The organism is Streptomyces sp. NPDC002835, from assembly GCF_053591995.1.
In genome coordinates, this window is sequence record NZ_JBSFUW010000004.1 from 202453 (window position 1) to 226676 (window position 24224).

The following is a 24224-nucleotide window of genomic DNA, read 5'->3' on the forward strand; positions in this document are numbered from 1 at the left end:
CCGTCGGCGGTGGCCAGTATGGTGGTGCGCGCCGCCGAGCCGCCCGCAGCAGTAGCTATCCAGTAAGAAACGGGCGGCGAAGCCAACCGGGAGAACCTGCTTTGAGTCGTGAAACTGACAGTTCGTCCTCCGGCCCCCAGGGGCGCGGTGGAGCCGCGTACCCCTCCGGGACACCGCCGTACGGATCGCGCCAGTATCCGTCGCTGCACCCGCAGGACGCCCCCGACGAGGCCGGGGACGCGGCGCCCGAGCAGCCGGAAGAGAAGAAGACCGAGACGACGCTGACGACGCGCATCCGGATCAACATCCCGGGTTCGCGGCCGATCCCGCCGGTCGTGATGCGCACGCCGATGAGCGACATGGACGCGAAGCCGGACACCGGCACGTCCGGCGCGTCCAAGGCGCCCGGCGGGCCTTCCGGGGGCGCGGGCGCAGCGTCCGAGCGGGACAGTGAGCGGACGGGCAGTACGCCGCGGCCCGGAGCTCCGGCCGGTGCCCCGTCGGCGCCGGCGGCCGAGGAGAAGCCCCCCGCCAGCGACTGGTTCGCGCCGCGCAAACCGGCGACGTCCGGGGGGCCGGCGACGCCGGGGCCGGGCGCGGGTGCCGGCGCGCCCGGTGGTCCTGGCGGTCCTGGAGCCGGTGGTCCGCGGTCCGGGCTGGCGGCTCTCGCGGAGCAGGCCGGTCCTCCCGCGGCGCCCTCCGGCCCCGGCCCTGGTGGCCCCGGCGGACCTGGACCAGGCAACGGCAACGGCTTCGCGCCGCCGCCCGGGCGCACCGCGCCCCCGCCCGGCGCACCGGACCGCAACGGCGGTCCCGTAGGCCCGACGGCCGGGCCGGCCACCGGAGACATGCCGCTCGGTCCGCGTACCGGTACCCCGGCGCCCGGCGTCGGCGCGCCCGTGCCCCGGATGTCCGACGACACCGCCGTACTCACTCCGCAGCGCCCCGTGCCCGGAGGCGGCGACGGCCGCGGGCATGTCTCCGGCGACACGCTGACCGGCGGCATGCCGGTGGTTCCGGGTGCGCAGCGCTCGCCGTTCCCGCCGCTCGGCGGACCGGACACCGGTCCCGGCACCGGCCCCAACCCGATCCTGACCCAGCGGCCCGGTCCGCAGGTGGAGGACGGGGACTTCTCCGTACCGGAGTTCCCGGCCGGCCCCGGCGGCGGACCCGAGGCGCCCGGCGCCGCGGACCGTCCCGCCCCCCGGCCGGCGCCGACGCCGCCCCCGGCCAAGAAGGGCCGCTCCAAGCTGGTCCTGGCCGGAGCGGGCGTGGTCGGCCTGCTGGGCATCGCGTACGGGGCGGGGCTGCTGCTCAACCACTCCGACGTGCCCAAGAGCACCACGGTCCTCGGCGTCGACATCGGCGGCGGCACGAAGGACGAGGCGGTCAACAAGCTGGAGGCCGCGTTCGGGGAGCAGGCCAAGGCCCCGCTGCAGCTCTCGCTCGACGGGAAGAAGGCGGAACTCCTGCCGGACAAGGCCGGTCTGTCCCTGGACAGCCAGGCCACCGTGCGCGGGGCCGCCGGCAGCGACTACAACCCGGTCTCCGTCATCGGCTCCCTCTTCGGCGGCGAGCGGGTCGCGCCCCCGGTGATCGTCGTCGACGAGGAGAAGCTGAGCGTCGCCCTCGCCGACCTGGCGGGCACCGCCGGGCCGTCCACCGACGGCACGATCAGATTCGAGCCGGACAAGGCGGTCGCCGTCCCGGGCAAGCCGGGCAAGACGCTGGACATCGGCCGCTCGATGATCTCGGTCAAGGACGCGTACCGCACCCAGGTGCAGACCGGCCGGCCGAACCTGGTCGAACTGCCGATGACCACCAGCGCGCCGACCATCACCCAGGCCGAGCTCGACCGGGCGATGAGGGAGTTCGCGGAGCCCGCGATGTCCGGCCTGATCACGATCAAGGCGGGCGAGAAGTCGATCCAGTTCGGCCCGGCGAGGTCGCTGCCGCAGATCCTGTCGATGAAGGCGATCGACGGCAGGCTGGTCGAGGTCTACGACAAGAAGGCCATCGACACCCTGCTCGAGGGCGTTTTCGACGGCATCATGATCACCAAGGGTGACGGCAAGCTCCACGAGGTCTCCGCCGACGACGTGGCCCAGGCGATGGGCCCGGCCCTGCGCGGCAAGACCCCGGCGGAACGCACGGCGGTCATCGACCTGAACCCGAGCTGAGCCAGGCCTCTCCGACGGAGCCCCTTGCCCGAGCCGGGCGGGTTCTATTGATCCCCGCAACACCCTGGAGTTCAGGGAGTTGCGGGGATCGTGGATTTCGAGGTGTTGAAGGCGAGGTTCTTCGAGGCGCTGGACAGGGAGAGCGGGACAGACTGCTCGTCACGCGTCTGGAACGGGTGCGCATCCTCGACCACTTCGACTCACCCGCGGTGCGGACGATCCTCGACGAGTCGGTGCTGCGACGCCCGGTCGGCAGCCCGGCCGTCATGTGCGAACAGCTCCGTCACATCGTGGCCTTGGGCGACGCGTTGTCGCACCGGAAGTCCCTGGCGCTGATCAGGTCCGTCGCGGAGGACTACGAGGATGAAGCGCAGTGAGCACACGCCCCTCTGGCGCAAGTCCAGCCACAGCGGCGGCAGCAGCGGCGACTGCGTGGAGGTCGACGCCGCCCACCGTCCGCCGTCCCGGTCCGCGAGAGCAGGCGCCCGGCGGCCCCGGCGGTGACCTTCGCCCAGCCGGCCTGGACCTCCTTCACCACCGCCGTCCGGACCGGCGACCTCGGCCAGGCACCCTCACCCGTCCCCTCAGTCCGGCCCCGGCCGGTCGCCGATCAGGCGGGACAGGCCCGCGTGGTCGGAGCCGACCTTGCGGTAGATGTCGGAGAGGAGGCGGGTGACGATCGGGGCCTGTGCGCCGAGTTCTTCCGCTATGCGGGCGTGCGACCAGCCGTGGGCGGCCCATTCGGCGACCTTGCGTTCCTGGGTGGTGAGCGACTCCTTGGCCGCGGTGCTGAGGCGGAGCGGCCACAGGCCCGTGGCGTCCAGTTCCTCGCGGGCGCGGGCCGCGAGGGCGTCCGCACCGCACTGGGTGGCGCCCTCCAGGCCGCGGTGGAGCTGCTCGCCGGCCTGTTGCCGGAGGCCGGCGCGGCGCAGGGCGACGCCGTGGTCGACGAGGGCGGCGGCCAGGTCGTAGCCGGCGGGGGAGCGCTCCAGGTGTTCGACGGCCTCGGTCAGGAGACGGAGGCGTTCCGCGCCCTCGGTGACCGCGGCCATGGCGTGGAGCGCCTGGCCGATGGCCGACTGGGTGCCGAACCGGCGCGCGAGTTCGAGGCCCTCCACGGCCAGCTCGCGGGCCCGCTCGGGGTCGTCCGTGGCCTGGGCGAGGTGCAGCCGCCACGGGCACCACGCCGGGTTGCGCATGCCGCGCGGTTCGAGCCGGCGGCCGACCTGTATGAGCTGCTGCTCGGCCTCACGGCGCCTGCCCTGGGCGAGCAGCAGCTCGCTGAGGACGGTCTGGGAGTCGGGGTACACGACGGCGCTGGGCGCCACGTTGCCGTAGCCGTACTTCGCGGCCAGCGCCCGGGCGTCCTGGACGCGCCCGCGGGCCAGCAGGATCTCGATGAGGATGCCGATGGCGAAGTACTGCGCGGGCACCTGGTGCCCGACCCGGTCCGCGATCCCCAGTCCGGCGCGGACCAGGGTCTCCGCCTCGTCGAGACGGCCGCGGCGATGGCGGATGTAGCCGAGGAGCGTGAATCCGAACGACAGATGGGCGCCGCGCCAGCCTTTGCTCTCGCACTCGGCGATGCCCTTGGCGAAGAGCTCCTCCGCCCGCCCCGGCTGGTCGCAGTACATGAAGGTGAGGGCGACGACGACCGGGACCTCGAACCCCCACTCGTCGTCGGTCCAGGCGAGGCCGTCGCCCAGCGCCTCCTCCGCGTAGTGCAGCGCCGTGGCGGCGGGCTCGCCGCGCACCATGGCGTCCCAGGCGCGCAGCCCCAGGATGTACCGCTCCGTGATGCCGCGGCCCTTGATGTGCTCGGCGAGCTTGGTCAGCCGCCGTGAGCGGGCCGGCGAGTCCTGTTCGTCCGCCCGGAAGGCGTTCCACATGAACTGCTCGGCCTGCATACGCAGCCGAGTCCTGGCGTCGGTGGCGTCCCGGGCCGCCTCCGCGACGGTCTCCGCGGCCTCGGCCATCCGGTCCGAGTGACCGAGGGCCTGCGCCAGCCGGTAGACGATCGCCTCACGCAGCGCGGGGTCGAGGACGGGCTCGTCCAGGGCGGCCCGCAGGTGGTTGACCGTGGTCGCCGGTTCGGTCAGCAGGGCGGAGCAGCCCAGTTCGAAGAGGACGTCGGCCCGTTCGTCCAGGGCCGGAGGCTCGCGGAGCGCCCGGGCGAGGCAGCGCCGGGCGGCGTCGGGAGCGCCTGCCCGCAGATACTCGCGGGCGGCCTTGCGCAGCTCCCGCACGGCCCAGGGGTCGCTCTCGGGATGCATCTCCAGCAGGTGCCGGGCCGTCGTGGTGACGCCCAGCCCCGCGCCGGCGACGATGGCCGCGGCCTGGCCGTGCAGGGCGACGCGGAACGCCGCCGGTATGGCGCGGTAGACGGCGGTGGCGACCAGCGGGTGGAAGAACTCCAGCCGGTCGTCGTCGGGGGCGTCGGCCGGCGGCAGGGCGAGGATACGGGCCTCCCGCAGCCGGCTCACGGCCACGGCCGACTCCGCCTCGCCCAGGCCGCCCACGCTCGCGGCCAGACTCCGGGACGCCTCGGAGCCGAGCACGGCGGCGCTCCAGGCGAACCGGACGACGGAGGTGCCGAGCCGCTCCAGCCGTTCGACGAGTCCGCTGCCCTTCACCGCGGACGCGAGCTCCCGCAGTTCGGCGATGTGCGCCACCTGCGGCTTGAGCCCGCGGTCGGCGACCTTGGCGGCCAGTTCGACGGCCTCGAAGGGGTTGCCGCCGGTGACCGCCCAGGTCTCGCGGCAGAAACCGTCGTCCGCGTCCTCACCCAGGGTGTCCCGGACGAGGCGGCCCACCGCGGCGGGCGTGAGGGGCACGAGGTCGAACGGGTGCGAGCCGTGGCGTTCGGCGAGGCCCGCGAACGCGGCGGCGTCCAAGGGCAGTTCGTCCGGCCGGTAGGCCACGACGAGCAGCATCGGCAGTTCGTTGACCCTCGGTGCGAAGCCGGTCAGCCAGGTCAGCGACTCGGCGTCGGCCCAGTGGGCGTCGTCGAGCATGACCACCAGCGGCGCGTGCTGCACGGCGATGCGGGTGGCGAACCAGTCCAGGCCGTCCCGTACGCCCTGCGGGTCGGGGACGCCGTTGCCGGCGCCGGCGACCAGGCCCATCGCGGGGGCGACGATGTCGTACCAACTGCCCAGCAGCTCGCGGTGTTCCTCCTCGGTTGCCGTCGCCAGGAGCGGCTGGACGAGCTGTCGTACGACGTGGAACGCCACGCCCTGTTCCTGCTCGCCGCCCCGCGCGTAGAGCACCGTGCAGCCGCGGGCGACCGCCCTGCGGCGGACCTCGGTGAGCAGGGTGGTCTTGCCCATGCCCGCAGGTGCGGCGAAGGCGAGCAGCCCGCCGGCGCCGGGCGCGGCCGATCCCGCGGGCGCTGCCGAGAGATCGGTCAGCAGCGCGTCCACCGCGGCGAGCTCGGTGTCGCGTTCCAGCAGCGGTCGGCGCTGTCGTTCCGGCCGGTTTCCGATGTGGGCCACATCTGATCCTTCGACATGAGGCGTCGTGAGTCGTGATGAGTGCTGAATACCGCGAAGCGTATGCCCAGGGCGACGGACTGTAACCCTTTGGGGATTTTTCGGCCAGGGAGACGCCGCCTTCTGGTAGGGGGCGCCGGAAGAGGCGCGCACCGGTGAACTGGCGCTGTTTCGCGCCACGTTGCTCCCGCAGGTGGTCTTCGCTCACGGCGAAAAGAGACCTAGCCTCGTATCCCTGCGGAGGGCGTCGGACCTGTGCCACTGTCCCGTGCGACGCGCCGCGACACCGAGGGGCAGGCATGACGGACACGACGAACTCCGGCCACACGAAGGCGCTTTCGGACCCGACCCGGCGCGCGGCGGCCGTCAGGATTCCGTACTCCGCCCGCCTCAGCCCGCACGCGGAGCGCGCCCGGCGGCACACGCTCCAGTGGCTGCAGAAGACGGACCTGCTGGCCGGGGACGCCGCCGTCGAGGAGTACGACGCGCTGCGCCTCGAGCGGCTGATGGCCTATTTCTACCCCGACGCGACGGGCGGCGACCTCGAACTCGCGGCCGACTTCAACGCCTGGTTCTTCATCTTCGACGACCAGTTCGACGGCGGGCTGGGGACGCGGCCCGAGGCCATCGAGCGCCTGGTGGACACCCTCGGGCGGACCATGACGATCACCGGCACGCCCGAGGCGGCCGGGGTGCCCGAGGTGCCTGCGGCACGGGAGGAGGCCGGGGTGTCCGGCCAACCGCTCGTCGTCGGGTTTCGGGACATCTGGCACCGCGCCACCGCGGGAAGACCGCCGGGCTGGCAGCGCCGCTTCCGCGCGCACTGGCAGGCGTACATGGCCGCCTACCAGGGCGAGGCGGCCAATCGGAACGCGGACCGCCTCCCCACGCTGGAGCAGTTCCTCGCCCTCAGGCGGGACTCCATAGGCGTGCAGCCGTGCCTCGACTTCACCGAACGGTGCGGCGGCTACGCACTGCCGGACGAACTCCACGGCTCCTTCCCGCTGCGCCTGATGCGCGAGATCACCGGCGACGTGGTGATCTTCGTCAACGACATCGTCTCCCTGGTCAAGGAACTCGCGGCGGGCGACGTGAACAACAGCGTCGTCGTCCTGAGCGAGCAGCGGGGCTGCTCCCTGGACGAGGCGGTCGAGCACATCGCGGAGCTCGCCAACTCCCGTACGGCCCGCTTCGGCGAACTCGCCGCAGCCCTGCCCGGGCTGCTGGACGACCTGGGCGTGCCGGCCGTGCTGCGGGGGCCGGTCGACCACTACGTGGAGGGCATGGGGCATCTGATGGCGGGCAACCTCGCCTGGTCGCTGGCCACCTCCCGCTACGACGAACGGGGCGTCGCCGCGGTGAGCGGCGGGCGGCAACGGCCCTGGGCGCATCTCGCCGCGGTTCCGAAGGAGGCCGACGAGGGCGTACGGATGAAGGCCTGACGGGCAAGTCCGGGCGCGGCGGTGCGCTCAGTTCAGGCGGGCCCGGGCCGAGCGGGCGTGCCCCCTGATCGTCTCCGCCGCCGCCGGCTCGACCGCGTCCACGACCTCCGCGTACGCCTCCATCTCCGCCGCGCCCGTCAGGAAGTCGCCGCGCTGCACGAGCAGCTGGGCCCGCTCGAAGCGGAGGCGCGCCGGGTGCGAGGGGAGGAGGAGCAGGAGGTCGAGCGCCCACAGGGCGACCGCGGAGTGCTCGGGGCGCAGCGCCGCCCAGGCGCGGACGTTGTTGAGGATGCGCGACACCACGGCGAGCGGATCGGCGGGCGTCAGCATCGACGGGGACAGGGAGGTGCCCGTGGCGCCTGTGACGAGGAGTTCGGCGTCGGTGCCCGACAGGACGCGGCCGGCCGCGAAGGGGTCGGCCCGCACCTGTTCCTCCGGGTCGCCGAAGCCGACGACGAAGTGGCCCGGCAGGGCCACTCCGTACACATGCCCGCCCGCGCGGCGGGCGACCTCCGTCCAGACGACGGAGAGCAGGATCGGCAGGCCGCGGCGGCGGCGCAGGACCTGGTGGAGGAGCGAGGACTCCAGGTGCTGGTAGTCGCCGGGGGAGCCGTGGAAGCCCTCGCGGCCGCCGAGCAGGTCGGCGAGGGCCGCCGCCCAGGCGTGCGGGCCGCGCAGCCCGTACGGGAGCATCCCGGCCAGCCGGTCCAGCTCGATCTGGGCCGCGTCCATGCCCTTCTCGTCCAGCGACGGGTCCGCCTCCGCGCCGATGAGCAGGCAGAGCAGGGCCAGGTCGGGGCGCTCGGAGCGGGCCTCCTCGGCGAAGCGGGACCGCCGGTCGTTCTCATCCATGACTGACTCGTACCGTTCCTTTGGACTGAGCGGGAGTGAGTCCGCTCGGCCGCACGCCCCGAACGGTCTTGCGCGCACTGGTCCCCGGCGTACTCGACCCGGACGGCTCAGGACTCCGCAAGCCCAAAAGCCGACCATCACACGATCGAGTGCAACCGCCCCTGTACACGCTTCCCGGTAAACAGCTGCAACCCCGGGCCTACGGGGCCCGGTAGTGGTGGTAGTGGTGATGGACCGAGAATCCCATGCCCGCGTAGAGCGCACGTCCGCCGGCGTTGTCGGACTCCACCTGGAGCCAGGCCGCCGACGCGCCCCCGTCCAGGGCCCGGCGGGCCAGGCCGGCCATGACAGCCGACGCGAGCCCCTGGCGCCGCTGTTCCGGGTCCACCTCCACCGCCATGAAGCCGGCCCAGCGTCCGTCGACCACACAGCGGCCGATCGCGGCCGGTGGGCTCCCGGTCCCTTCGGCGCCCGGTACAGAGGCGAACCACACCGAGGGCCCGCTGTTCAGGACCTGGAGCACATGTGGTCCGGGCACACCGGTCCGCTGGTAGCGCCGTAGCCATGCCTCGTCGACGGAGCGGGCGAGCACGACCCGTGCGACGTCGGCGTCCAGGTCTCCCACCGCCGCCAGTCCGCCGACCTGCACCTGTGCGGAGATCTCGCGCTCCCAGCCGCGTGTCTCCAGCCCGGTGCACAGCTCCTCCTGGGTGCCCGCCGCGCCCGTCGCCGTCTGGACGTACGCCGGAAGGCCGCGGGCCGCGTACCAGTCGCGCACCCGCGCCAGCGCGTCGTCCAGCGGCAGGCCGGGGCTGCCGAGGGGCAGTACGGAGTTGGCGCGCCGGGTGAATCCGGCGGCGGCCCGCAGCTCCCAGTCGCCGAGCCGCTCGCTCTCCACCGGCCGCCAGGCGCGCGCCGTGACCTCGGCGAGCTCGCGGAAGTCCGCCGCGGGAACCCCCCTGCGCCGGGCGGGCGCGGCCGGTACGACCTTGCCCGCCACGAGGGAGGATTCCGGGATGTGGACGCATTCACCGGTCCGGCGTGTGATCACCAGCACATCATCGGTCCAGGATGCGAGAACGCCGACCGTGTCGGTGAACTTCGCTCCCGGCGCTCCAGCCTCGCTCAAGCGGCGTACTGAGACTCGTTTGCCCACGTCAGCGGGTGTGATGCGGATTTCGAGCCGTCCGCCCGCAGTGAATTCCACAGCTCTGTGAGCCCCTCCTGTTCGGATCGTTACCAAGAACGGAGATACTAGAGGCGGGCATCGACGACGCCGCGCTCCCGCGCAAGCCAGCCCTTATCGAGGAGGAACGACAGCGTGACCTACGTCATCGCGCAGCCTTGTGTCGACGTCAAGGACAAGGCGTGCATCGAGGAGTGCCCCGTCGACTGCATCTACGAGGGCTCCCGGTCCTTGTACATCCACCCGGACGAATGCGTCGACTGTGGTGCTTGTGAGCCGGTCTGCCCGGTCGAGGCCATCTTCTACGAGGACGACACCCCGGAGGAGTGGAAGGACTACTACAAGGCGAACGTCGAGTTCTTCGACGAGCTCGGTTCGCCCGGCGGTGCCTCCAAGCTCGGCCTGATCGAGCGGGACCACCCCTTCATCGCCGCCCTGCCGCCGCAGAACGGCTGATCCGATCCGCATGTCCCCGGTCCCGTACGGCTCGTCGTCCGTACGGGACCGAGGCGTTTGACGCCGCCGCCGGACATTCCGGCGGTGTCCGCAACGACGGTCCCGTACCGAGAAACGCCCCACCGACAAGCGTCCCGCGACCCGAAAGTGAGCGCCGCCGTGCCCGCAGTCTCCTCGCGACTCCCCGTCTTCCCCTGGGACAGGCTCGAGCCCTACAAGGCCACGGCCGCCGCGCACCCGGACGGCATCGTGGACCTGTCGGTGGGCACCCCGGTCGATCCCGTCCCCGGGGTGATCAGGAAGGCGCTCACGGAGGCCGCCGACTCGCCCGGCTACCCGACGGTCTGGGGCACGGCGGAGCTGCGCGACGCGCTCGCCTCCTGGGTCGAGCGCCGGCTGGGCGCGGTGGGCGTGGTGCACACCAACGTCCTGCCCGTCGTCGGCTCCAAGGAGCTGGTGGCCTGGCTGCCGACGCAGCTCGGTCTCGGCGCGGGCGACCGGATCGCCTACCCGCGCCTCGCCTACCCGACGTACGAGGTGGGCGCGCGGCTGTGCGGCGCGACGCCGGTCGTCTACGACGACCCGACCGAGCTCGACCCGGCCGGGCTGAAGCTGCTCTGGCTCAACTCGCCGTCCAACCCGACCGGCCGGGTGCTGCCCAAGGAGGAGCTCACGCGGATCGTCGCCTGGGCGCGCGAGCACGGCGTGCTGGTCTTCAGCGACGAGTGCTATCTGGAGCTCGGCTGGGAGGCGGAGCCCGTCTCGGTCCTCCACCCGGACGTCTGCGGCGGCTCGTACGCGGGCGTGGTGGCCGTCCACTCGCTCTCCAAGCGCTCCAACCTGGCCGGCTACCGCGCGGCGTTCGTCGCGGGCGACCCGGACGTGCTGGGCGAGCTGCTCCAGATCCGCAAGCACGGCGGCATGATGACGCCCGCCCCCGTGCAGGCGGCCACCGTCGCGGCACTCGGCGACGACGCGCACGTCACCGAGCAGCGCGCCAGGTACGCGGCCCGCCGCACGGCCCTGCGCACGGCGCTCGAGTCGCACGGCTTCCGGATCGAGCACAGCGAGGCCAGCCTCTACCTGTGGGCGACCCGCGACGAGCCCTGCTGGGACACGGTGGCCCACCTGGCCGCCCTGGGCATCCTGGTGGCGCCCGGCGACTTCTACGGGGAGGCGGGGGAGCGTTTCGTACGGGTGGCGCTGACCGCGACCGACGAGCGCGTCCAGGCCGCCGTGAAGCGCCTCGGCCGGGCGGACGTCTGAGTCGTACAGGCCACGCAGGCGGAACAGGCACGCGGAAGGGGCCCCGGGATCTCCCGGGGCCCCTTCCGCGGCGTGGCGCCGTGGCGTCAGCCGCCGAGCGGCAGGCCGCCGAGGGAGCTGGTGGGCAGGCCGCCGCCGGTCAGCGCGTCGGTCGGCAGGCCGCCCTTGGTCGCGCCGCCGACCAGGCCGCCCGCCGGACCGGCGGTGGCCTTCTTGGCGATCGGCTTCGTCGCCTTGGCCGCCTTGCCGACGGTCTTGGTCGCCCCGGGGGCGGCCTTGTCCGCCGTCTTGCCACCGACGTGGCCGGCCGCCTTGGTGGTCTCCCTGGAGACGTCGTCGACCGTGTTGCCGACGTTGTCCGCGTCGAGCGCCGAGAGTCCGCCGACCGGGGCCTGCGGGAGTTCCATGGCGCCTGCGGAGCCGGCCGCACCGACCACGGGGGCTGCTCCCGCCGCGAAGAGCAGCGCGGCACGGGCGATCCGACGGGTCAGGGGGAGGGACATGATGCTCCTTGGGACGAGACGACGTTCGGAATGATGCGTGTCCGGCGTACGGACGTCCTGACAACCGGGCGGAGGCGGGGGGAAGTTGCGGTGGACCGAGGTAAAGAGTTGGTAATGCGTCGCATTATCGTCCTCGGATGAAAACGGGCGAACGCGGCCATGTGTGACCGCCTGGCGAACCGTCACTTCCCGTCGCCTCCAAGGGAATTGGAGCCGCCGGAGGCAATGGGCCGCGGCCGCAGGAATTGGCCGTGAAGGAGGTGAACGGAGTGACTCGTTCGAGGGGGGTGCCGCGCTAGCGTGCGATACGGATCCGGACCTCGTCCGGGCCGTCCTCGGCGCTGCCGGCCGTACGCCAGCCGTCCGCCGACTCCTCGGCGCTCCACACCCGGCCGCCGTAGGCGACCTCCTGGATGCGCAGCTCGTCCGCCCGCGCGACCGCCCAGTGCGCGAGCTCCCAGCCATGCTTGCCGCCCGCTCCGCCGGGGCCCCGCCCCTCGGGCCCCGGCTCGCCGCCGACCGCGCCGGCCGCCTCCTCCGCGCCCACGGGCGTCTGCACCGGGACGGTCAGCTCCCGGGCGTCCGCGTCGCCCGCGCGCCCCCGCCCGCTGCCGGCCTTCGGCAGCACCCCGGGCCCGAACGCCCGGGTCAGTTCGGTCCGCACCTGGACCGGGTCGCCCGGTCCGCCGCCGTCCTTGGTCTCGCACGTCAGGGTCGCGGAGGCCCGCCCGGTGAGCGCCGCGGCCAGCAGCGTGGCGTCCGGCTCGTGCTTCGCGTACGCCTGCGGGAAACCGCTGCGCTGCACGCGCTGCGCGGCGACGGTCAGCGGCAGCCGTGAATAGCCGGGCACCTCGGCCAGGCCCTCGTAGAACTTCCGCGACGAGTAGACGGGATCGAGGATCTGCTCCGGGGTGCCCCAACCCTGGGACGGGCGCTGCTGGAAGAGGCCGAGCGAGTCCCGGTCGCCATGGCTGATGTTGCGCAGCGCCGACTCCTGGAGGGCGGTCGCCAGCGCGATGGTGACCGCCCGCTCCGGCATCCCGCGGGTCGTGCCGACCGCGGCGATCGTCGCGGCGTTCCCCGCCATCTCGGGCGACAGCTCGTACGAAGGACCGTCGCCCTCGGCGGTGCGCACGACACAGCGCGGAGCGCCGCCGCCGGTGACGTACTGCACCGCGACGTAACCGATGAGGGCCAGCAGCACGAGGAGCGCGGCCGCGAAGCGCAAGGAGCGGCCGCGCCGGACGGGAGAGGCGGTCTCGGACACCCGCCCACCGTACTGGAGCCCCCGGACGGCTCCAGGGGGTGTGCCGGACAACGGCCCGGGTGGACCGCTTATCGTCGAAACCATGCATCCGACCGCGCTTGACCTCACCCTCGACGCCCCCGCGCTCACCGCCGCCCTGGTCGACTTCCCGTCGGTCAGCGGCAGCGAGAAGCCCCTCGCCGACGCCGTCGAGGAGGCCCTGCGCGAGCTGCCGCACCTGACCGTCGACCGGCACGGCAACAACGTCGTGGCCCGGACGCACCTCGGCCGCACCGAGCGCGTGGTGCTCGCCGGGCACATCGACACCGTGCCGATCGCGGACAACGTGCCGTCGCGGCTCGACGAGAACGGCATCCTGTGGGGCTGCGGCACCAGCGACATGAAGTCGGGCGTCGCGGTCCAGCTCCGGATCGCCGCCACCGTTCCCGAGCCCAACCGCGACCTCACCTTCGTCTTCTACGACAACGAAGAGGTCGCCGCACACCTCAACGGTCTGGGGCATGTGGCGGACGCCCACCCCGACTGGCTGGACGGCGACTTCGCGGTCCTCCTGGAGCCCTCCGACGCCCAGGTCGAGGGCGGCTGCCAGGGCACGCTCCGGGTCCATCTGCGGACCAAGGGGGAGCGCGCGCACTCCGCCCGCAGCTGGATGGGGTCCAACGCCATCCACGCCGTCGGCCCGATCCTCGACCGCCTCGCCTCCTACGAGCCGCGCCGCCCGGTCATCGACGGACTCGAGTACCGCGAGGGCCTGAACGCCGTCGGCATCGAGGGAGGCGTGGCCACCAATGTCATCCCCGACGAGTGCACTGTGGTGGTCAACTACCGCTACGCCCCCGACCGCAGCATGGCCGAGGCCGAGGCACATGTCCGCGAGGTCTTCGCCGACTGCGGTCTGAGCGAGATCGTGGTGGACGACCACACGGGCGGCGCCCTGCCCGGACTTTCGCACCCGGCGGCCGCCGCCTTCATGAAGGCGGTCGGCGGGACCGCGCAGCCCAAGTTCGGCTGGACCGACGTCTCGCGCTTCAGCGCGCTCGGCGTGCCCGCGGTCAATTACGGCCCGGGCGACGCGCTCCTCGCCCACAAGCGGGACGAGCACGTCGCCGTGGACAGGATCACGCACTGCGAGCGGCGGCTGCGCGAGTGGCTGACTTCCTGACGCCGCATACTGGTTGATCACCCCGATTTCGCCATTCGTAACGTTGGCCGACCTACCCTGAGCCAAAGCAAATGATGTTCGGCGGAGGGAGCAGGTCATGAGCAACCCCGAGGGATTGCGGGCGCTGGAGGAGCAGCGGCTGGGACCGGTACTGCGCCGCAGGGACCAGATCAGGCCGGGCACCACGGACCAGCGGCTGCTCGACACCGAGGGCGACTCCCAGTGGGTGCACACCGACCCGTGGCGGGTCATGCGCATTCAGTCCGAGTTCGTCGAGGGCTTCGGCGCGCTCGCCGAACTGCCCGGCGCCATCAGCGTCTTCGGCTCCGCCCGCACCCCGGCCGGCACTCCCGAGTACGAAGTCGGCGTCGAGTTGGGCAAGGCCCTCGCCCGCGCCGGCTTCGCGGTGATCACGGGCGGCGGCCCGGGCGTGATGGAGGCCGCGAACAAGGGCGCGCGCGAGGCCGAGGGCATCTCCGTCGGCCTCGGCATCGAGCTGCCCTTCGAGCAGGGCATCAACGCGCACGTCGACATCGGGGTGAACTTCCGCTACTTCTTCGTCCGCAAGACGATGTTCGTGAAGTACGCGCAGGGCTTCGTCGTCCTGCCCGGCGGACTGGGCACCCTCGACGAGCTCTTCGAGGCGCTCACCCTCGTCCAGACGCGCAAGGTGACGCGGTTCCCGATCGTGCTCTTCGGCACGGAGTACTGGAGCGGCCTGGTCGACTGGCTGCGGAACACCGTGATCGCCCAGGGCAAGGCGTCCGAGAGGGACCTGATGCTCTTCCACGTCACCGACGACGTGGAAGAGGCGGTCGCACTGGTCTCCAAGGAGACGGGCAGGTAACCGTCCCCGCGCCGCCCGGTGCGGACCCCGGCGCTTCCGGGGCCGCACCGGCCCGCCGGTGGCTCAGGCGAGGCCGCGGCGCGCGACCGCCGGCGGACGGTGGCCCGCGATCGAGGCCACCATGTCCAGCACCTGCTTCGTCTCCGCCACCTCGTGCACGCGGTAGACCTGCGCGCCGAGCCACGCGGAGACCGCGGTCGTCGCCAGCGTGCCGAGCACCCGCTCCTTGACCGGCTTGTCGAGCGTCTCGCCGACGAAGTCCTTGTTCGACAGGGAGACCAGCACCGGCCAGCCCGTCGCCGTCATCTCGTCGAGCCGGCGCGTGGCCTCCAGGCTGTGCCGGGTGTTCTTGCCGAAGTCATGACCGGGATCGATCATGATCCCGTCCCGGCGGACACCGAGCTCGACCGCCCGCTCCGCCAGCCCCAGCGTCACCCGCAGGACGTCCGCCATCACGTCGTCGTACGCGACCCGGTGCGGACGCGTACGCGGCCGGGCGCCGCCCGCGTGCGTGCAGACCAGACCGGCGCCGTACCGCGCGGCGACCTCCGCCAGCTTCGGGTCCGCGCCGCCCCAGGCGTCGTTCAGCACGTCGGCGCCCGCCTCGCAGACCGCCGCGCCCACGTCGTGGCGCCAGGTGTCGACGCTGATCACCACGTCCGGATGGCGCCGCCGCACCTCGGCCACGAAACCGACCGTGCGCCGCGCCTCCTCCTCGGCGGTGACCTCCTCGCCGGGACCGGCCTTCACACCGCCTATGTCGATGATCGCGGCGCCCTCCGCCACGGCCTGCTCCACCCGGGCGAGCGCGGGCTCGTCGCGGAACGTCGCCCCCTGGTCGTAGAACGAGTCCGGCGTCCGGTTCACGATGGCCATGATCACCGGCTCGTGCGCGTCGAACTCGCGCCGTCCCAGCCGCAGCATCCGCTGTTTCCTCCTCAGTGCTCGTACGCCTGCGACCCTAGCTGTCAGTGTCCCGTGGCACGATCAGCACAGGACGGTTTCCCGCTCGGGTAGGTTCCCCCGGGGACGTACGGGAAGCGGTCGTACGGGAAGCTGCGGGAAGTCCGGGGAGAGGGTCGTTCGTGTTCTGGTTCTTGCTGATCGCGATGGTCGTGGTCGTCGCGGCGGTCACCCTCGTCGTGCTCGGCGGCAGCGACAGCGCGGCACTGCCCGAGACCGCGCCCGAGCAGCTGGTCGACCCGCTGCCGCTGGACCGGCCCGTCGGCCGCGGCGACGTCGACGCGCTGCGGCTGCCCGTCGGCATGCGCGGCTACCGGATGGCCGACGTGGACGAGGTGCTCGGCCGCCTCGGCGCGGAGCTCGCCGAGCGGGACGCGCGCATCGCCGAACTGGAGTCGGCGCTCGCGGGGGCGCAGGCCACCGCCGCCGGTCGGCCCGACATGTTCACCGAGCCGGGACAGGAGCCGGGCCGGTGACCGCCGTGACGGGTGCCGCCGCACCGGGCCCGGACGGCGGACTGCGCTGCCCCTGGGGCCTGTCCACCGAGGACTACGTCGCCTACCACGACGACGAGTGGGGCCGCCCGGTCCACGGCGACGACGCCCTGTTCGAACGGCTCTGCCTCGAGGCGTTCCAGTCCGGCCTGTCCTGGATCACGATCCTGCGCCGCCGCGAGGGGTTCCGCGGCGCCTTCGACGGCTTCAAGATCGCCTCGGTGGCCGCGTTCACCGACGCCGACGAGGAGCGGCTCCTCGCCGACCCCGGCATCATCCGCAACCGCGCCAAGATCCGGGCGACCGTGGCCAACGCGCGCGTGCTCGCCGACTGGCCCTCCGGCGACCTGGACAGCCTGATCTGGTCGTACGCGCCCGACGCCGCGCGCCGGCCCGCGCCGCGCACCGTGGCCGACGTGCCGGCCGTCACCGACGGGTCCACGGCGCTGGCCAAGGAGCTCAAGAAGCGCGGCCTGCGCTTCATCGGCCCGACGACGGCGTACGCCCTCATGCAGGCCTGCGGGCTCGTGGACGACCACCTGGCCGACTGCGTCTTCCGGGGCGGCGGCACGGGCCGCGTACGGCCGCAGCGGCCCTAACGGCCCAGGTACTTGGGCGCTTCCTTGGACAGGAACGCCTGCACCGCGATCGCGTGGTCCTCGGAGGCGCCGGCCTTCGTCTGCAGCTCGTCCTCCTTGTCCAGCGCCTCGCTCAGCGAACGGTCCGCGCCGTACGCCATGGACTCCTTCAGCGCCGCGTACGCGACCGTGGGGCCGTCGGCCAGGGCGCGCGCCACGGCGGCGGCCTCGGCGGCCAACGCCTCCGCCGGGACGAGCCTGTTCGCGATGCCCCACTCGTACGCCTCCTGCGCGGAGAACGAGCGCGGGAACAGCAGCAGGTCCGCGGCGCGGCTCTGCCCGATCAGCCGCGGCAGCGTCCACGACACTCCCGAGTCGGCGGTGAGCGCCACGCCCGCGAACGACGTCGTGAACTTGGCCGTGTCGGCGACGACGCGGTAGTCCGCCGCCAGCGCGAAACCGAGACCGGCTCCGGCGGCGACGCCGTTGACGCCGGCGACGACCGGCTTCGCCATGCCGGTCAGGGCGCGGACGATCGGGTTGTAGTGCTCGCGGACCGTGCTCATCGTCCCCCCGCTGCCGGACTCCCGGTCCGCGGCGAGCAGCGACACATGCTCCTTGAGGTCCTGGCCCACGCAGAACGCCTTGCCGCCCGCAGCCGTCAGCAGCACCGCACGCACGGCGCCGTCGTCGGCCGCGGCCCGCACCGCGTCCCGCAGGGCGACCTTGGCGTCGACGTTCATCGCGTTCATGGCCTCGGGCCGGTTGATCGTGATCGTCGCGAGTCCGTCGGTCACGTCGTACAGCACGGAGTCGGCCATGGCGGGTCCCCTTAGGTGGTTCGGCTGGTGGTTCTGCGTCGTTCTGACGTCAGTATCGGAGCCAGCATGACGGAGATCATTGAGCCTGCACATGTGACCTGCGTCAAAGAATCCCCGTGTGCCGCCTGGCAAGCGGCGGCGAAGTATCGCAGGCACATCGCCGAATTGGGTGGTTTTGAGAGAGCGCGTTGCGCAAGCGATGCCGACTGATGTTGGTCTTTGGGTCCCGCCATGCGGGATAATGGCCTGGAAGCAATGTGTTCGATGCCGGTGACACAGCACCTCTCATGGGGCCGCCGGCTGCGATGAGCTGGTTTCAGGAAGGGGAACGAGCATGGCGGCCATGAAGCCGCGGACGGGCGACGGCCCGCTCGAGGTGACCAAGGAGGGGCGGGGCATCGTCATGCGCGTTCCGCTCGAAGGCGGCGGTCGTCTTGTCGTCGAACTGACTCCGGACGAAGCCGACGCACTCGGCGACGCCCTGAAGAAGGTCGTCGGCTGACGCATCCTGAGTCTCCAGCGCCCCCGGCATGCGAATGCCGGGGGCGCTGCGCGTTCCGGTCCCGTTGGGCCGCTCGCCTGCGGCGGGCTGTTCCCCTACCCTCCCCCTACGGTCTGGCGGCCGCGGGGGGACCCCCACCTTCCCGAACCGGGGCAAGCCCCGGACCCCCGTACCGCGCTCCGCGCGGTGGCCTCAATCGCCGGCCGGGCTGTGTCAGCCTCGCCGGCGATTGAGGCGCGGGTCCGGGCAGAGCCAGGTTCGGGAAGGGGCGGGGTGGGGAACGGCCCCGCGCAGCGTGACCGTCCCCGCCCCGCGACCCCGTCAGGCCCTGCGCACCGCGCAGAGAAGCCCGTCGCCGACCGGCAGCAGCGTCGGCAGGAGCTCCGCGCTCTCGCGCACCGCCCGCAGCAGCTCACGCACCCGCAGGACCTCCGCCGGCTGCGCCGCCGAGTCGACCGTACGGCCGTCGGCGAAGACGCCCTCGAAGCAGACGAGCCCGCCCGGCCGCAGCAGGCGCAACGATTCAGCGAGGTAGTCGAGGGACTCGGTGCGGTCGCCGTCGCAGAAGACGAGGTCGTAGCCGCCGTCGGCGAGCCGCGGCAGGACGTCCAGCGCCCGCCCCGGGATGAAGCGCGCCCGGTTCGCGGCGAAGCCGGCCGCCCGGAACGCCTCCTTGGCGAACTGCTGGCGCTGCGGCTCCAGGTCCACCGTGGTCAGGACGCCGTCGGGGCGCATACCGTCCAGCAGGTAGATCCCGGAGACCCCGGTCCCCGTGCCGATCTCGGCGACCGCCTTCGCGTCCGCCGTGGCCGCCAGCAGTCGCAGCGCGGCGCCGGTGCCCGGCGACACCGAGGGCAGCCCTGACTCCCGGGCCCGGTCCCGGGCCCAGTGCAGAGCGTCGTCCTCGGCGACGAAGGCGTCGGCGAACGCCCAGCTGGTCTGCTGGTTGGCGGTTATGACCCTCTCCCGTCCCCGTAGATTGGCGCGACGCTGACTGTATCCGCTGCGCGCGGGAACCCGCAGATGGGACCGGCCGTTGTTCAGGGCAGAAGGAAGCACGTGGAGCGGGGCCGGAAGCCGGACCCAAATCCACGTAAAGATTCTTATCCGGAGCTAACGGGCGAGGTGGCTATGGTAGGGGCTCCGCTGGACACCACCAGAGCCGATAGGGGAGGTGCGGCTGCACCTGCGGATCGGGGAGGAGTGCTGAGGCGCCTTCTCAGGTCGGTGGGTGAGCCGAAATCCGTGACCAACACTGCTGACCGTTCCGTGCCCTCCGACTCCGTCACCACCGCGACCTTCGCATCGGATGCGGAATCGCAGGCGTGGACTCCCCCCACCTGGGAGGAGATCGTCAGCACGCACAGCGCACGGGTCTATCGCCTCGCGTATCGCCTCACGGGGAACCAGCACGACGCGGAGGACCTCACGCAAGAGGTCTTCGTCCGCGTCTTCCGTTCCCTGTCGACGTACACGCCCGGCACCTTCGAGGGCTGGCTCCACCGGATCACCACGAATCTCTTCCTGGACATGGTCCGCCGCAAGCAGCGCATCCGTTTCGACGCCCTCGGCGACGACGCGGCCGAGCGGCTGCCCAGCCGTGAGCCGTCGCCGCAGCAGGTCTTCAACGACAGCCACTTCGACGCGGACGTGCAGCAGGCGCTGGACACCCTCGCGCCCGAGTTCCGTGCCGCGGTCGTGCTCTGTGACATCGAGGGCCTGTCGTACGAGGAGATCGCCGCGACCCTGGGCGTGAAGCTCGGGACCGTGCGCAGCCGGATCCACCGCGGCCGCTCCCACCTGCGCAAGGCCCTGTCGCACCGTTCCCCGGAGGCCCGCGCGGAGCAGCAGCGCTCGCTCGCGGGCGCCGTCGCTGTGGCGGGGGAGGGCGGACCGGCGTGAGCGGTACAGGCCCGACCCCCGCGGAACAGCACCTGGGGGACCGGCTCGCCGCGCTTGTCGACGGTGAGCTCGAGCACGACGCCAGGGACCGCGTCCTGGCGCATCTGGCGACCTGCCCACGGTGCAAGGCCGAGGCCGACGCCCAGCGTCGCCTGAAGAGCGCCTTTGCCCAGTCCGCGCCGCCGCCCCTTTCCGAGGCGCTGCTCGCGCGGCTCCAAGGGCTGCCCGCGGGCCCCGGCGCCGGGGACGACGACGAGCCCGGCCCGTTCGGCGGCGGCCGTATGGCGGGCGGCGGGATGTTCGGAGGACTGAACCCGTCCGCGGGAAGACCGCGCGACCCCCGCGCGGAGACGTTCGCCTACGTCCCCGGGGGCGCCCACGCGGCCGTCCTGCCCGGTGGCGGGAGCGGCTTCCGGATCCACGAGGTGGGCCGCGCCGAGGCTGAGCGCTCGCCGTGGCGCCGCAGACGCTTCGCGTTCGCGGCGGCCAGCGCCGTCTCCTTCGCCGCCATCGCCCTGGGCGGTGCGGTCCCGCTGGACGTCGTGTCGGACTCCGGTTCCCGTGGCCAGGGCGGCGGCAGCAAGGTGACGCCGCTGCGTACGGCGACGCCGACCACCGCCGCGAACGGCACGACGCCGGGACCCGCCGGCGGCACGACGTCCCTGCGCGGCACGGACGGCGACCGCCGTCGCGGGCCGGGAAACGGCCAGGACAGGCCGGGTTCCGGTCCGGTCGTCGCCGCTGTGCCGGGTGAGCCCGCCGGTCAGTCGCTGAACCGCTCCCTCGGGGTGTCGCCGCTGGCCCATGCCTCGTCGGCGTCCCCGCTGATACGTCCGTCGGCGTCCGTGTTCCAGCCGGCCGCCGCCCCGGCGGTCGGCCCGGCGGCCACTCCCGTGCCCATGCATCTGGCGGCTCCCACGCAGTCCGCCTCGCCGCTGTCGCCCTCGCGCTGACCGGCGGCCCGGCGGGGCCTGAGCGGGAGCTGACCAGGGCCCTGCGCGGTTATTCGCAAACCTGGTTGAATCTCAGCGGGCGTCCGCGTGGGCGCCGCATCGGCCGGCAGTTTGCGGGGAGAGCATGGACGACGGGAAGCCCACCGGACCCAAGGCGAAGTGGTGGAGCCGCCCCGGCACGGGACGCGGGGCTCCTCCCGAGGCGGAGGCTCCCGCTTCCGACGTGATGCCTGCGGCGCCGGACGCGGCGCCGACGGTCCAGGAGGCGCCCACCGCGCCGGCGGGCCCGCCGGAGGCCACCGCTGAGCTGCCCGAACCGGCGGACCCCACCGGTACCGCTCCCGTCGCGGCCCCGGCGCCCGAGGCGCCCCCCGCCCCGGCCAGGCCCACGCCGCTGCACGAGCCGGACGCCTACAGCACCCCGCCGTACGGCGGGCCGGGACCCTGGGCACCCGCCCCGCCCGTGCAGCGGCCGGTGCCGACGCCGGCCCACGGCACACCGCTGCCCCCGCAGTACGCGGCGGCCGGGGCCGAGACCGCCGGCGGCTACGCCCAGCACCCGCCCCACCCGCAGCCGCACCCGTATTCCCCGCACCAGCACGCCCAGCCTCCGCACCCGCATCAGCCCGGCTCGCACCCGCAGGCCCACCCCGCCGCCGTCCCCGTCCCTCCGGCGCCCGCGCTCGCCGCGGCCGACGAGCGGCCGCAGCCGCTGTCGTCGGTGTGGCTCCGGTACGACCCCTGGAGCGCCCCCGGGCAGCCGCTCACGCACCCGGGAGAGCCGCCCGCACCCCGTAAGCGCCGCCGCGGCCCGCTGCTCGTCGGGGCCCTGGTCCTCGCGCTCGTCTCGGGCGGCGTCGGCGGCGCCGTCGGCGCGTACGTGGAACGCAACGGCGGCGTGACCCGGATCGAGCTTCCGCAGGCCGCTCCGGAGAGCGTCGACCGCGCGCCCGACAGCGTCGCCGGCATCGCCGCCCGGGCTCTGCCCAGCGTCGTGACCCTGCACGTCAGCGGCGACACCGAGCAGGGCACCGGGACCGGCTTCGTGCTGGACGAGCAGGGCCACATCCTCACCAACAACCACGTGGTCGACCCGGCGGGCACCTCGGGGGACATCTCCATCACCTTCAGCGGCGGCGAAACGGCCAAGGCCACGCTGGTCGGCAAGGACAGCGGCTACGACCTGGCGGTCGTCAAGGTCACCGGTGTCGACGGCCTGAAGCCGCTGCCGCTGGGCAACTCGGAGAACGTCCGGGTGGGCGACCCGGTCGTCGCGATCGGCGCGCCGTTCGACCTCCAGAACACGGTCACGTCGGGAATCATCAGCGCCAAGGAGCGACCGATCACCGCCGGCGGCGAGAAGGGCGACGGCAGCGACATCAGCTATGTCGACGCGCTGCAGACCGACGCGCCGATAAACCCGGGGAACTCGGGCGGCCCGCTGGTGGACAGCCAGGCCCGGGTCATCGGCATCAACAGCGCCATCCGGGCCGCCGACACCGGCGCGGGGCCGGACGGGGGCCAGGCCGGTTCCATCGGACTGGGCTTCGCCATCCCCATCAACCAGGGAAAGCGCGTCGCCGAGGAGCTGATCAGCACCGGCAGGGCCACGCATCCGGTGATCGGGGTCAGCCTCGACATGCGCTTCACCGGTGACGGCGCCCGGGTCGGCGAGAAGGGGCAGGACGACAGCCCCGCCGTCACCCCGGGCGGCCCCGCCGCCGAGGCGGGCGTCAAGCCGGGCGACGTCATCACGAAGGTCGACGGCCGACGGGTGCACAGCGGCGAGGAGCTGATCGTCAAGATCCGTGCCCACCGTCCCGGGGACGAGCTGGAGCTCACCCTGCGGCGCGGCGGCGACGAGCGGACCCTGACGCTGGTCCTCGGCTCTGCGGACAGCTCGTGACCATCTCCGGGCCGCCCGGAAGGTACCGGCCCGACAGCTCCGCCAGGTACCTTGGACCGGGCCCACGCCCAGGCCGGACAGCGGTCCCTGGCGGGCAGGCAGAACACCGGGCAGGCAGAACACAGCGAGCACAAAGAACACGAGGAGCAGCAGGGTGTTCAATGACGTAGGCGGACTTGAGCTGGTGGTGCTCGTGGTTCTCGCTGTGCTCATCTTCGGCCCGGACAAGCTGCCGAAGGTCATCCAGGACGCCGCCCGCTTCATCCGGAAGGTCCGCGCGTTCTCCGAGAACGCGAAGGAGGACATCCGCAGCGAGTTGGGGCCGGAGTTCAAGGACTTCGAGTTCGAGGACCTCAACCCGAAGACGTACCTCCGCAAGCAGCTCGCGGAGAACGACGATCTCAAGGAGCTCAAGGACCTCCGCAGCAGCTTCGACCTCAAGAAGGAGATCACCGAGGTCGCCGACGCCGTCAACGGAACGGAGCATTCCGGTGTGTCGGAGACTTCCGTCCCCGCCGCGGTGAACGGTTCCTCCACAGGCGGCCCCGACCTGCTCAAGAAGGCCGACAAGCCCGCCCGCGACGAGCGCCCGCCCTTCGACGCAGACGCCACCTGAGGACCGTCCTGCCCGGAGACCGGCGGCAGGGTGGCTATTCTCCATCTGTCCGGCAGTGAGGACGCCCGAGGGGGGCGGGTCCGCTGCAGGTGTGAAAGACAGAGGAGGCGGTCGGCACATGTCGACGACGAGCCGGGTGACGGAGCAGCAGGAGTCGGCGGGCGATTCGCCGGCCGAGAGCGGCTACAGGTCCCGTACGGCGCAGGGGGACACGGCGGCCCGACGTGCGGTGGAGGGATTCAAGAACGCCGCCTTCCCCTGGTACGCCCTGGACGCGGCCTTCACCGGCCCGCGCCGCCTGATGCAGGTCGGGACCGCCGCGGACGGCACGGTGCAGCACGGGGCCATCGGCCACGGCGACGAGCCGACGATACGGTCCGAGACGGCCGGCGCGGAGAAGGAGCGTTTCGCCGTCGTGGTCACCGTCGCGGCCAGCCCGGTCAGACGCAGCGGCGACGGCACCGGCGTCCTGGACGCCACCACGGTCTCCTCGGCGGCGTGGCTCGCCGGCTCGGGCCTGCTGGCCCACACCTGGCCGGAGAAGCTCGACCACGCGCTGCGCGACGACTGGCTGGACCAGCAGACGGAGACCGCGTTCGAGCTGGCCGACGACCTGGAGGGCCCCGCGTGGTCGGCCCTCTCGCTGCCGGTCGACGGGGTGCCGACGCCGTTCCACTACCGCGAGTCCGAGTTCGGCTGGGTACTGGCCGGGACGACCGGCTCCGGCGTCCACATCGGGGCGTACGGGCGCGGGATGAGCGCGTACGGCCTGGGCTTCGCCGTGGTGCCCAACCCGGCCGCGTACGCGCAGTGAGAAAGGCACCGCTCGGACCGAGC

23 protein-coding genes and 2 pseudogenes are annotated in these 24224 nt (G+C 72.9%); 17 read left to right on the forward strand and 8 right to left on the reverse strand.

Annotated features, from left to right (window positions below):
- Positions 1 to 101: 101 nt before the first annotated feature.
- From ACWD01_RS06505 to ACWD01_RS06520, 4 genes and pseudogenes are all read left to right on the forward strand, one after another.
- Positions 102 to 2180, forward strand: coding sequence for a hypothetical protein (locus tag ACWD01_RS06505; RefSeq protein WP_451158719.1), 2079 nt, complete (start codon positions 102 to 104; stop codon positions 2178 to 2180).
- 176 nt (positions 2181 to 2356) lie between these two features.
- Positions 2357 to 2557, forward strand: coding sequence for a Scr1 family TA system antitoxin-like transcriptional regulator (locus ACWD01_RS06510; RefSeq protein WP_451158721.1), 201 nt, complete (start codon positions 2357 to 2359; stop codon positions 2555 to 2557).
- Positions 2544 to 2627 (forward strand): annotated as a pseudogene (locus ACWD01_RS06515) (DUF397 domain-containing protein); the annotation flags it as partial. The gene ACWD01_RS06510 and the pseudogene ACWD01_RS06515, both read left to right, overlap by 14 nt.
- Positions 2609 to 2716, forward strand: a pseudogene (locus tag ACWD01_RS06520) (DUF397 domain-containing protein); the annotation flags it as partial. The pseudogenes ACWD01_RS06515 and ACWD01_RS06520, both read left to right, overlap by 19 nt.
- A 48-nt stretch (positions 2717 to 2764) precedes the next feature.
- Here ACWD01_RS06520 and ACWD01_RS06525 read toward each other — a convergent pair.
- Positions 2765 to 5674 carry an ATP-binding protein gene (locus tag ACWD01_RS06525; RefSeq protein ID WP_451158723.1) on the reverse strand — a complete coding sequence of 970 codons (2910 nt, stop codon included), beginning with the start codon at positions 5672 to 5674 and terminating at the stop codon, positions 2765 to 2767.
- Between the two features lie 296 nt (positions 5675 to 5970).
- Here ACWD01_RS06525 and ACWD01_RS06530 point away from each other — a divergent pair, with 296 nt between their 5' ends.
- Positions 5971 to 7113 carry an isoafricanol synthase gene (locus tag ACWD01_RS06530; protein ID WP_451158725.1) on the forward strand — a complete coding sequence of 381 codons (1143 nt, stop codon included), beginning with the start codon at positions 5971 to 5973 and terminating at the stop codon, positions 7111 to 7113.
- A gap of 27 nt (positions 7114 to 7140) precedes the next feature.
- Here ACWD01_RS06530 and ACWD01_RS06535 read toward each other — a convergent pair whose 3' ends face one another.
- Both ACWD01_RS06535 and ACWD01_RS06540 read right to left on the reverse strand, forming a co-directional pair.
- Entirely contained in the window at positions 7141 to 7965 is an 825-nt protein-coding gene (locus tag ACWD01_RS06535; RefSeq protein WP_451158727.1) for a transglutaminase family protein, read from the reverse strand.
- 199 nt (positions 7966 to 8164) lie between these two features.
- Positions 8165 to 9172 carry a GNAT family N-acetyltransferase gene (locus ACWD01_RS06540; RefSeq protein WP_451158728.1) on the reverse strand — a complete coding sequence of 336 codons (1008 nt, stop codon included), beginning with the start codon at positions 9170 to 9172 and terminating at the stop codon, positions 8165 to 8167.
- Between the two features lie 114 nt (positions 9173 to 9286).
- Here ACWD01_RS06540 and fdxA point away from each other — a divergent pair, with 114 nt between their 5' ends.
- Together fdxA and ACWD01_RS06550 are read left to right on the forward strand one after the other, a co-directional pair.
- Positions 9287 to 9607: a ferredoxin gene (fdxA, locus tag ACWD01_RS06545; RefSeq protein WP_003985062.1), complete on the forward strand. Its 321-nt coding sequence runs from the start codon at positions 9287 to 9289 to the stop codon at positions 9605 to 9607.
- 159 nt (positions 9608 to 9766) lie between these two features.
- Complete coding sequence (locus ACWD01_RS06550) at positions 9767 to 10873, forward strand: bifunctional succinyldiaminopimelate transaminase/glutamate-prephenate aminotransferase (protein ID WP_451158730.1); 1107 nt, start codon at positions 9767 to 9769, stop codon at positions 10871 to 10873.
- An 86-nt stretch (positions 10874 to 10959) separates the two neighbouring features.
- Here the strand turns inward: ACWD01_RS06550 and ACWD01_RS06555 are convergent, their stop codons facing one another.
- Together ACWD01_RS06555 and ACWD01_RS06560 are read right to left on the reverse strand one after the other, a co-directional pair.
- Positions 10960 to 11376: an ATP-binding protein gene (locus ACWD01_RS06555; protein WP_451158732.1), complete on the reverse strand. Its 417-nt coding sequence runs from the start codon at positions 11374 to 11376 to the stop codon at positions 10960 to 10962.
- 295 nt (positions 11377 to 11671) lie between these two features.
- Positions 11672 to 12643: a hypothetical protein gene (locus ACWD01_RS06560; RefSeq protein ID WP_451158734.1), complete on the reverse strand. Its 972-nt coding sequence runs from the start codon at positions 12641 to 12643 to the stop codon at positions 11672 to 11674.
- 82 nt (positions 12644 to 12725) lie between these two features.
- On the opposite strand from ACWD01_RS06560, the gene dapE reads away from it, so the two are divergent.
- Both dapE and ACWD01_RS06570 read left to right on the forward strand, forming a co-directional pair.
- Positions 12726 to 13805, forward strand: coding sequence for a succinyl-diaminopimelate desuccinylase (gene dapE / locus ACWD01_RS06565; protein WP_451158736.1), 1080 nt, complete (start codon positions 12726 to 12728; stop codon positions 13803 to 13805).
- 97 nt (positions 13806 to 13902) lie between these two features.
- Positions 13903 to 14652, forward strand: a complete 750-nt coding sequence (locus ACWD01_RS06570) for an LOG family protein (RefSeq protein WP_451158738.1) — start codon at positions 13903 to 13905, stop codon at positions 14650 to 14652.
- A gap of 63 nt (positions 14653 to 14715) precedes the next feature.
- Here the strand turns inward: ACWD01_RS06570 and folP are convergent, their stop codons facing one another.
- A complete protein-coding gene (folP, locus tag ACWD01_RS06575) occupies positions 14716 to 15576 on the reverse strand; it encodes a dihydropteroate synthase (protein ID WP_451158740.1) in 861 nt (286 codons plus the stop codon).
- 161 nt (positions 15577 to 15737) lie between these two features.
- Here folP and ACWD01_RS06580 point away from each other — a divergent pair, with 161 nt between their 5' ends.
- Together ACWD01_RS06580 and ACWD01_RS06585 are read left to right on the forward strand one after the other, a co-directional pair.
- On the forward strand, positions 15738 to 16091 hold the full coding sequence (locus ACWD01_RS06580) for a DivIVA domain-containing protein (RefSeq protein ID WP_451158742.1): 354 nt from the start codon (positions 15738 to 15740) through the stop codon (positions 16089 to 16091).
- Between the two features lie 5 nt (positions 16092 to 16096).
- Positions 16097 to 16708: a DNA-3-methyladenine glycosylase I gene (locus ACWD01_RS06585; RefSeq protein WP_451158875.1), complete on the forward strand. Its 612-nt coding sequence runs from the start codon at positions 16097 to 16099 to the stop codon at positions 16706 to 16708.
- Here ACWD01_RS06585 and chcB read toward each other — a convergent pair.
- Positions 16705 to 17508 carry a 2-cyclohexenylcarbonyl CoA isomerase gene (chcB, locus tag ACWD01_RS06590; RefSeq protein ID WP_451158744.1) on the reverse strand — a complete coding sequence of 268 codons (804 nt, stop codon included), beginning with the start codon at positions 17506 to 17508 and terminating at the stop codon, positions 16705 to 16707. The genes ACWD01_RS06585 and chcB overlap by 4 nt on opposite strands.
- A 334-nt stretch (positions 17509 to 17842) precedes the next feature.
- Here chcB and ACWD01_RS06595 point away from each other — a divergent pair, with 334 nt between their 5' ends.
- Entirely contained in the window at positions 17843 to 18010 is a 168-nt protein-coding gene (locus tag ACWD01_RS06595) for a DUF3117 domain-containing protein (RefSeq protein WP_003966491.1), read from the forward strand.
- A gap of 321 nt (positions 18011 to 18331) precedes the next feature.
- Here ACWD01_RS06595 and ACWD01_RS06600 read toward each other — a convergent pair whose 3' ends face one another.
- Entirely contained in the window at positions 18332 to 18967 is a 636-nt protein-coding gene (locus ACWD01_RS06600; RefSeq protein WP_451158877.1) for an O-methyltransferase, read from the reverse strand.
- 174 nt (positions 18968 to 19141) lie between these two features.
- Between ACWD01_RS06600 and sigE the strand changes: the two genes are divergently transcribed.
- From sigE to ACWD01_RS06625, 5 genes are all read left to right on the forward strand, one after another.
- A complete protein-coding gene (sigE, locus tag ACWD01_RS06605) occupies positions 19142 to 19912 on the forward strand; it encodes an RNA polymerase sigma factor SigE (protein WP_451158746.1) in 771 nt (256 codons plus the stop codon).
- On the forward strand, positions 19909 to 20865 hold the full coding sequence (locus tag ACWD01_RS06610; protein ID WP_451158748.1) for an anti-sigma factor family protein: 957 nt from the start codon (positions 19909 to 19911) through the stop codon (positions 20863 to 20865). The genes sigE and ACWD01_RS06610 overlap by 4 nt, the downstream gene beginning before the upstream one ends.
- 124 nt (positions 20866 to 20989) lie before the next feature.
- Entirely contained in the window at positions 20990 to 22771 is a 1782-nt protein-coding gene (locus ACWD01_RS06615; RefSeq protein ID WP_451158750.1) for a trypsin-like peptidase domain-containing protein, read from the forward strand.
- Positions 22772 to 22925: 154 nt separating this feature from the next.
- Entirely contained in the window at positions 22926 to 23387 is a 462-nt protein-coding gene (locus ACWD01_RS06620; RefSeq protein WP_451158752.1) for a sec-independent translocase, read from the forward strand.
- A 118-nt stretch (positions 23388 to 23505) separates the two neighbouring features.
- The gene (locus ACWD01_RS06625) at positions 23506 to 24201 is read left to right on the forward strand and encodes a hypothetical protein (RefSeq protein WP_451158754.1); all 696 of its coding nucleotides are present in this window, start codon (positions 23506 to 23508) and stop codon (positions 24199 to 24201) included.
- The last annotated feature ends 23 nt before the right edge of the window (positions 24202 to 24224 follow it).

Excerpts from the sequence above, each read along its gene's own strand:
- ACWD01_RS06570 (WP_451158738.1), top strand. The coding sequence starts at position 13,903 with ATGAGCAACCCCGAGGGATTGCGGGCGCTGGAGGAGCAGCGGCTGGGA.
- folP (WP_451158740.1), bottom strand. The coding sequence starts at position 15,576 with ATGCTGCGGCTGGGACGGCGCGAGTTCGACGCGCACGAGCCGGTGATC.
- ACWD01_RS06615 (WP_451158750.1), top strand. The coding sequence starts at position 20,990 with ATGGACGACGGGAAGCCCACCGGACCCAAGGCGAAGTGGTGGAGCCGC.
- chcB (WP_451158744.1), bottom strand. The coding sequence starts at position 17,508 with ATGGCCGACTCCGTGCTGTACGACGTGACCGACGGACTCGCGACGATC.
- sigE (WP_451158746.1), top strand. The coding sequence starts at position 19,142 with ATGGTAGGGGCTCCGCTGGACACCACCAGAGCCGATAGGGGAGGTGCG.
- ACWD01_RS06535 (WP_451158727.1), bottom strand. The coding sequence starts at position 7,965 with ATGGATGAGAACGACCGGCGGTCCCGCTTCGCCGAGGAGGCCCGCTCC.
- ACWD01_RS06595 (WP_003966491.1), top strand. The coding sequence starts at position 17,843 with ATGGCGGCCATGAAGCCGCGGACGGGCGACGGCCCGCTCGAGGTGACC.
- dapE (WP_451158736.1), top strand. The coding sequence starts at position 12,726 with ATGCATCCGACCGCGCTTGACCTCACCCTCGACGCCCCCGCGCTCACC.
- ACWD01_RS06530 (WP_451158725.1), top strand. The coding sequence starts at position 5,971 with ATGACGGACACGACGAACTCCGGCCACACGAAGGCGCTTTCGGACCCG.
- ACWD01_RS06555 (WP_451158732.1), bottom strand. The coding sequence starts at position 11,376 with ATGTCCCTCCCCCTGACCCGTCGGATCGCCCGTGCCGCGCTGCTCTTC.
- ACWD01_RS06625 (WP_451158754.1), top strand. The coding sequence starts at position 23,506 with ATGTCGACGACGAGCCGGGTGACGGAGCAGCAGGAGTCGGCGGGCGAT.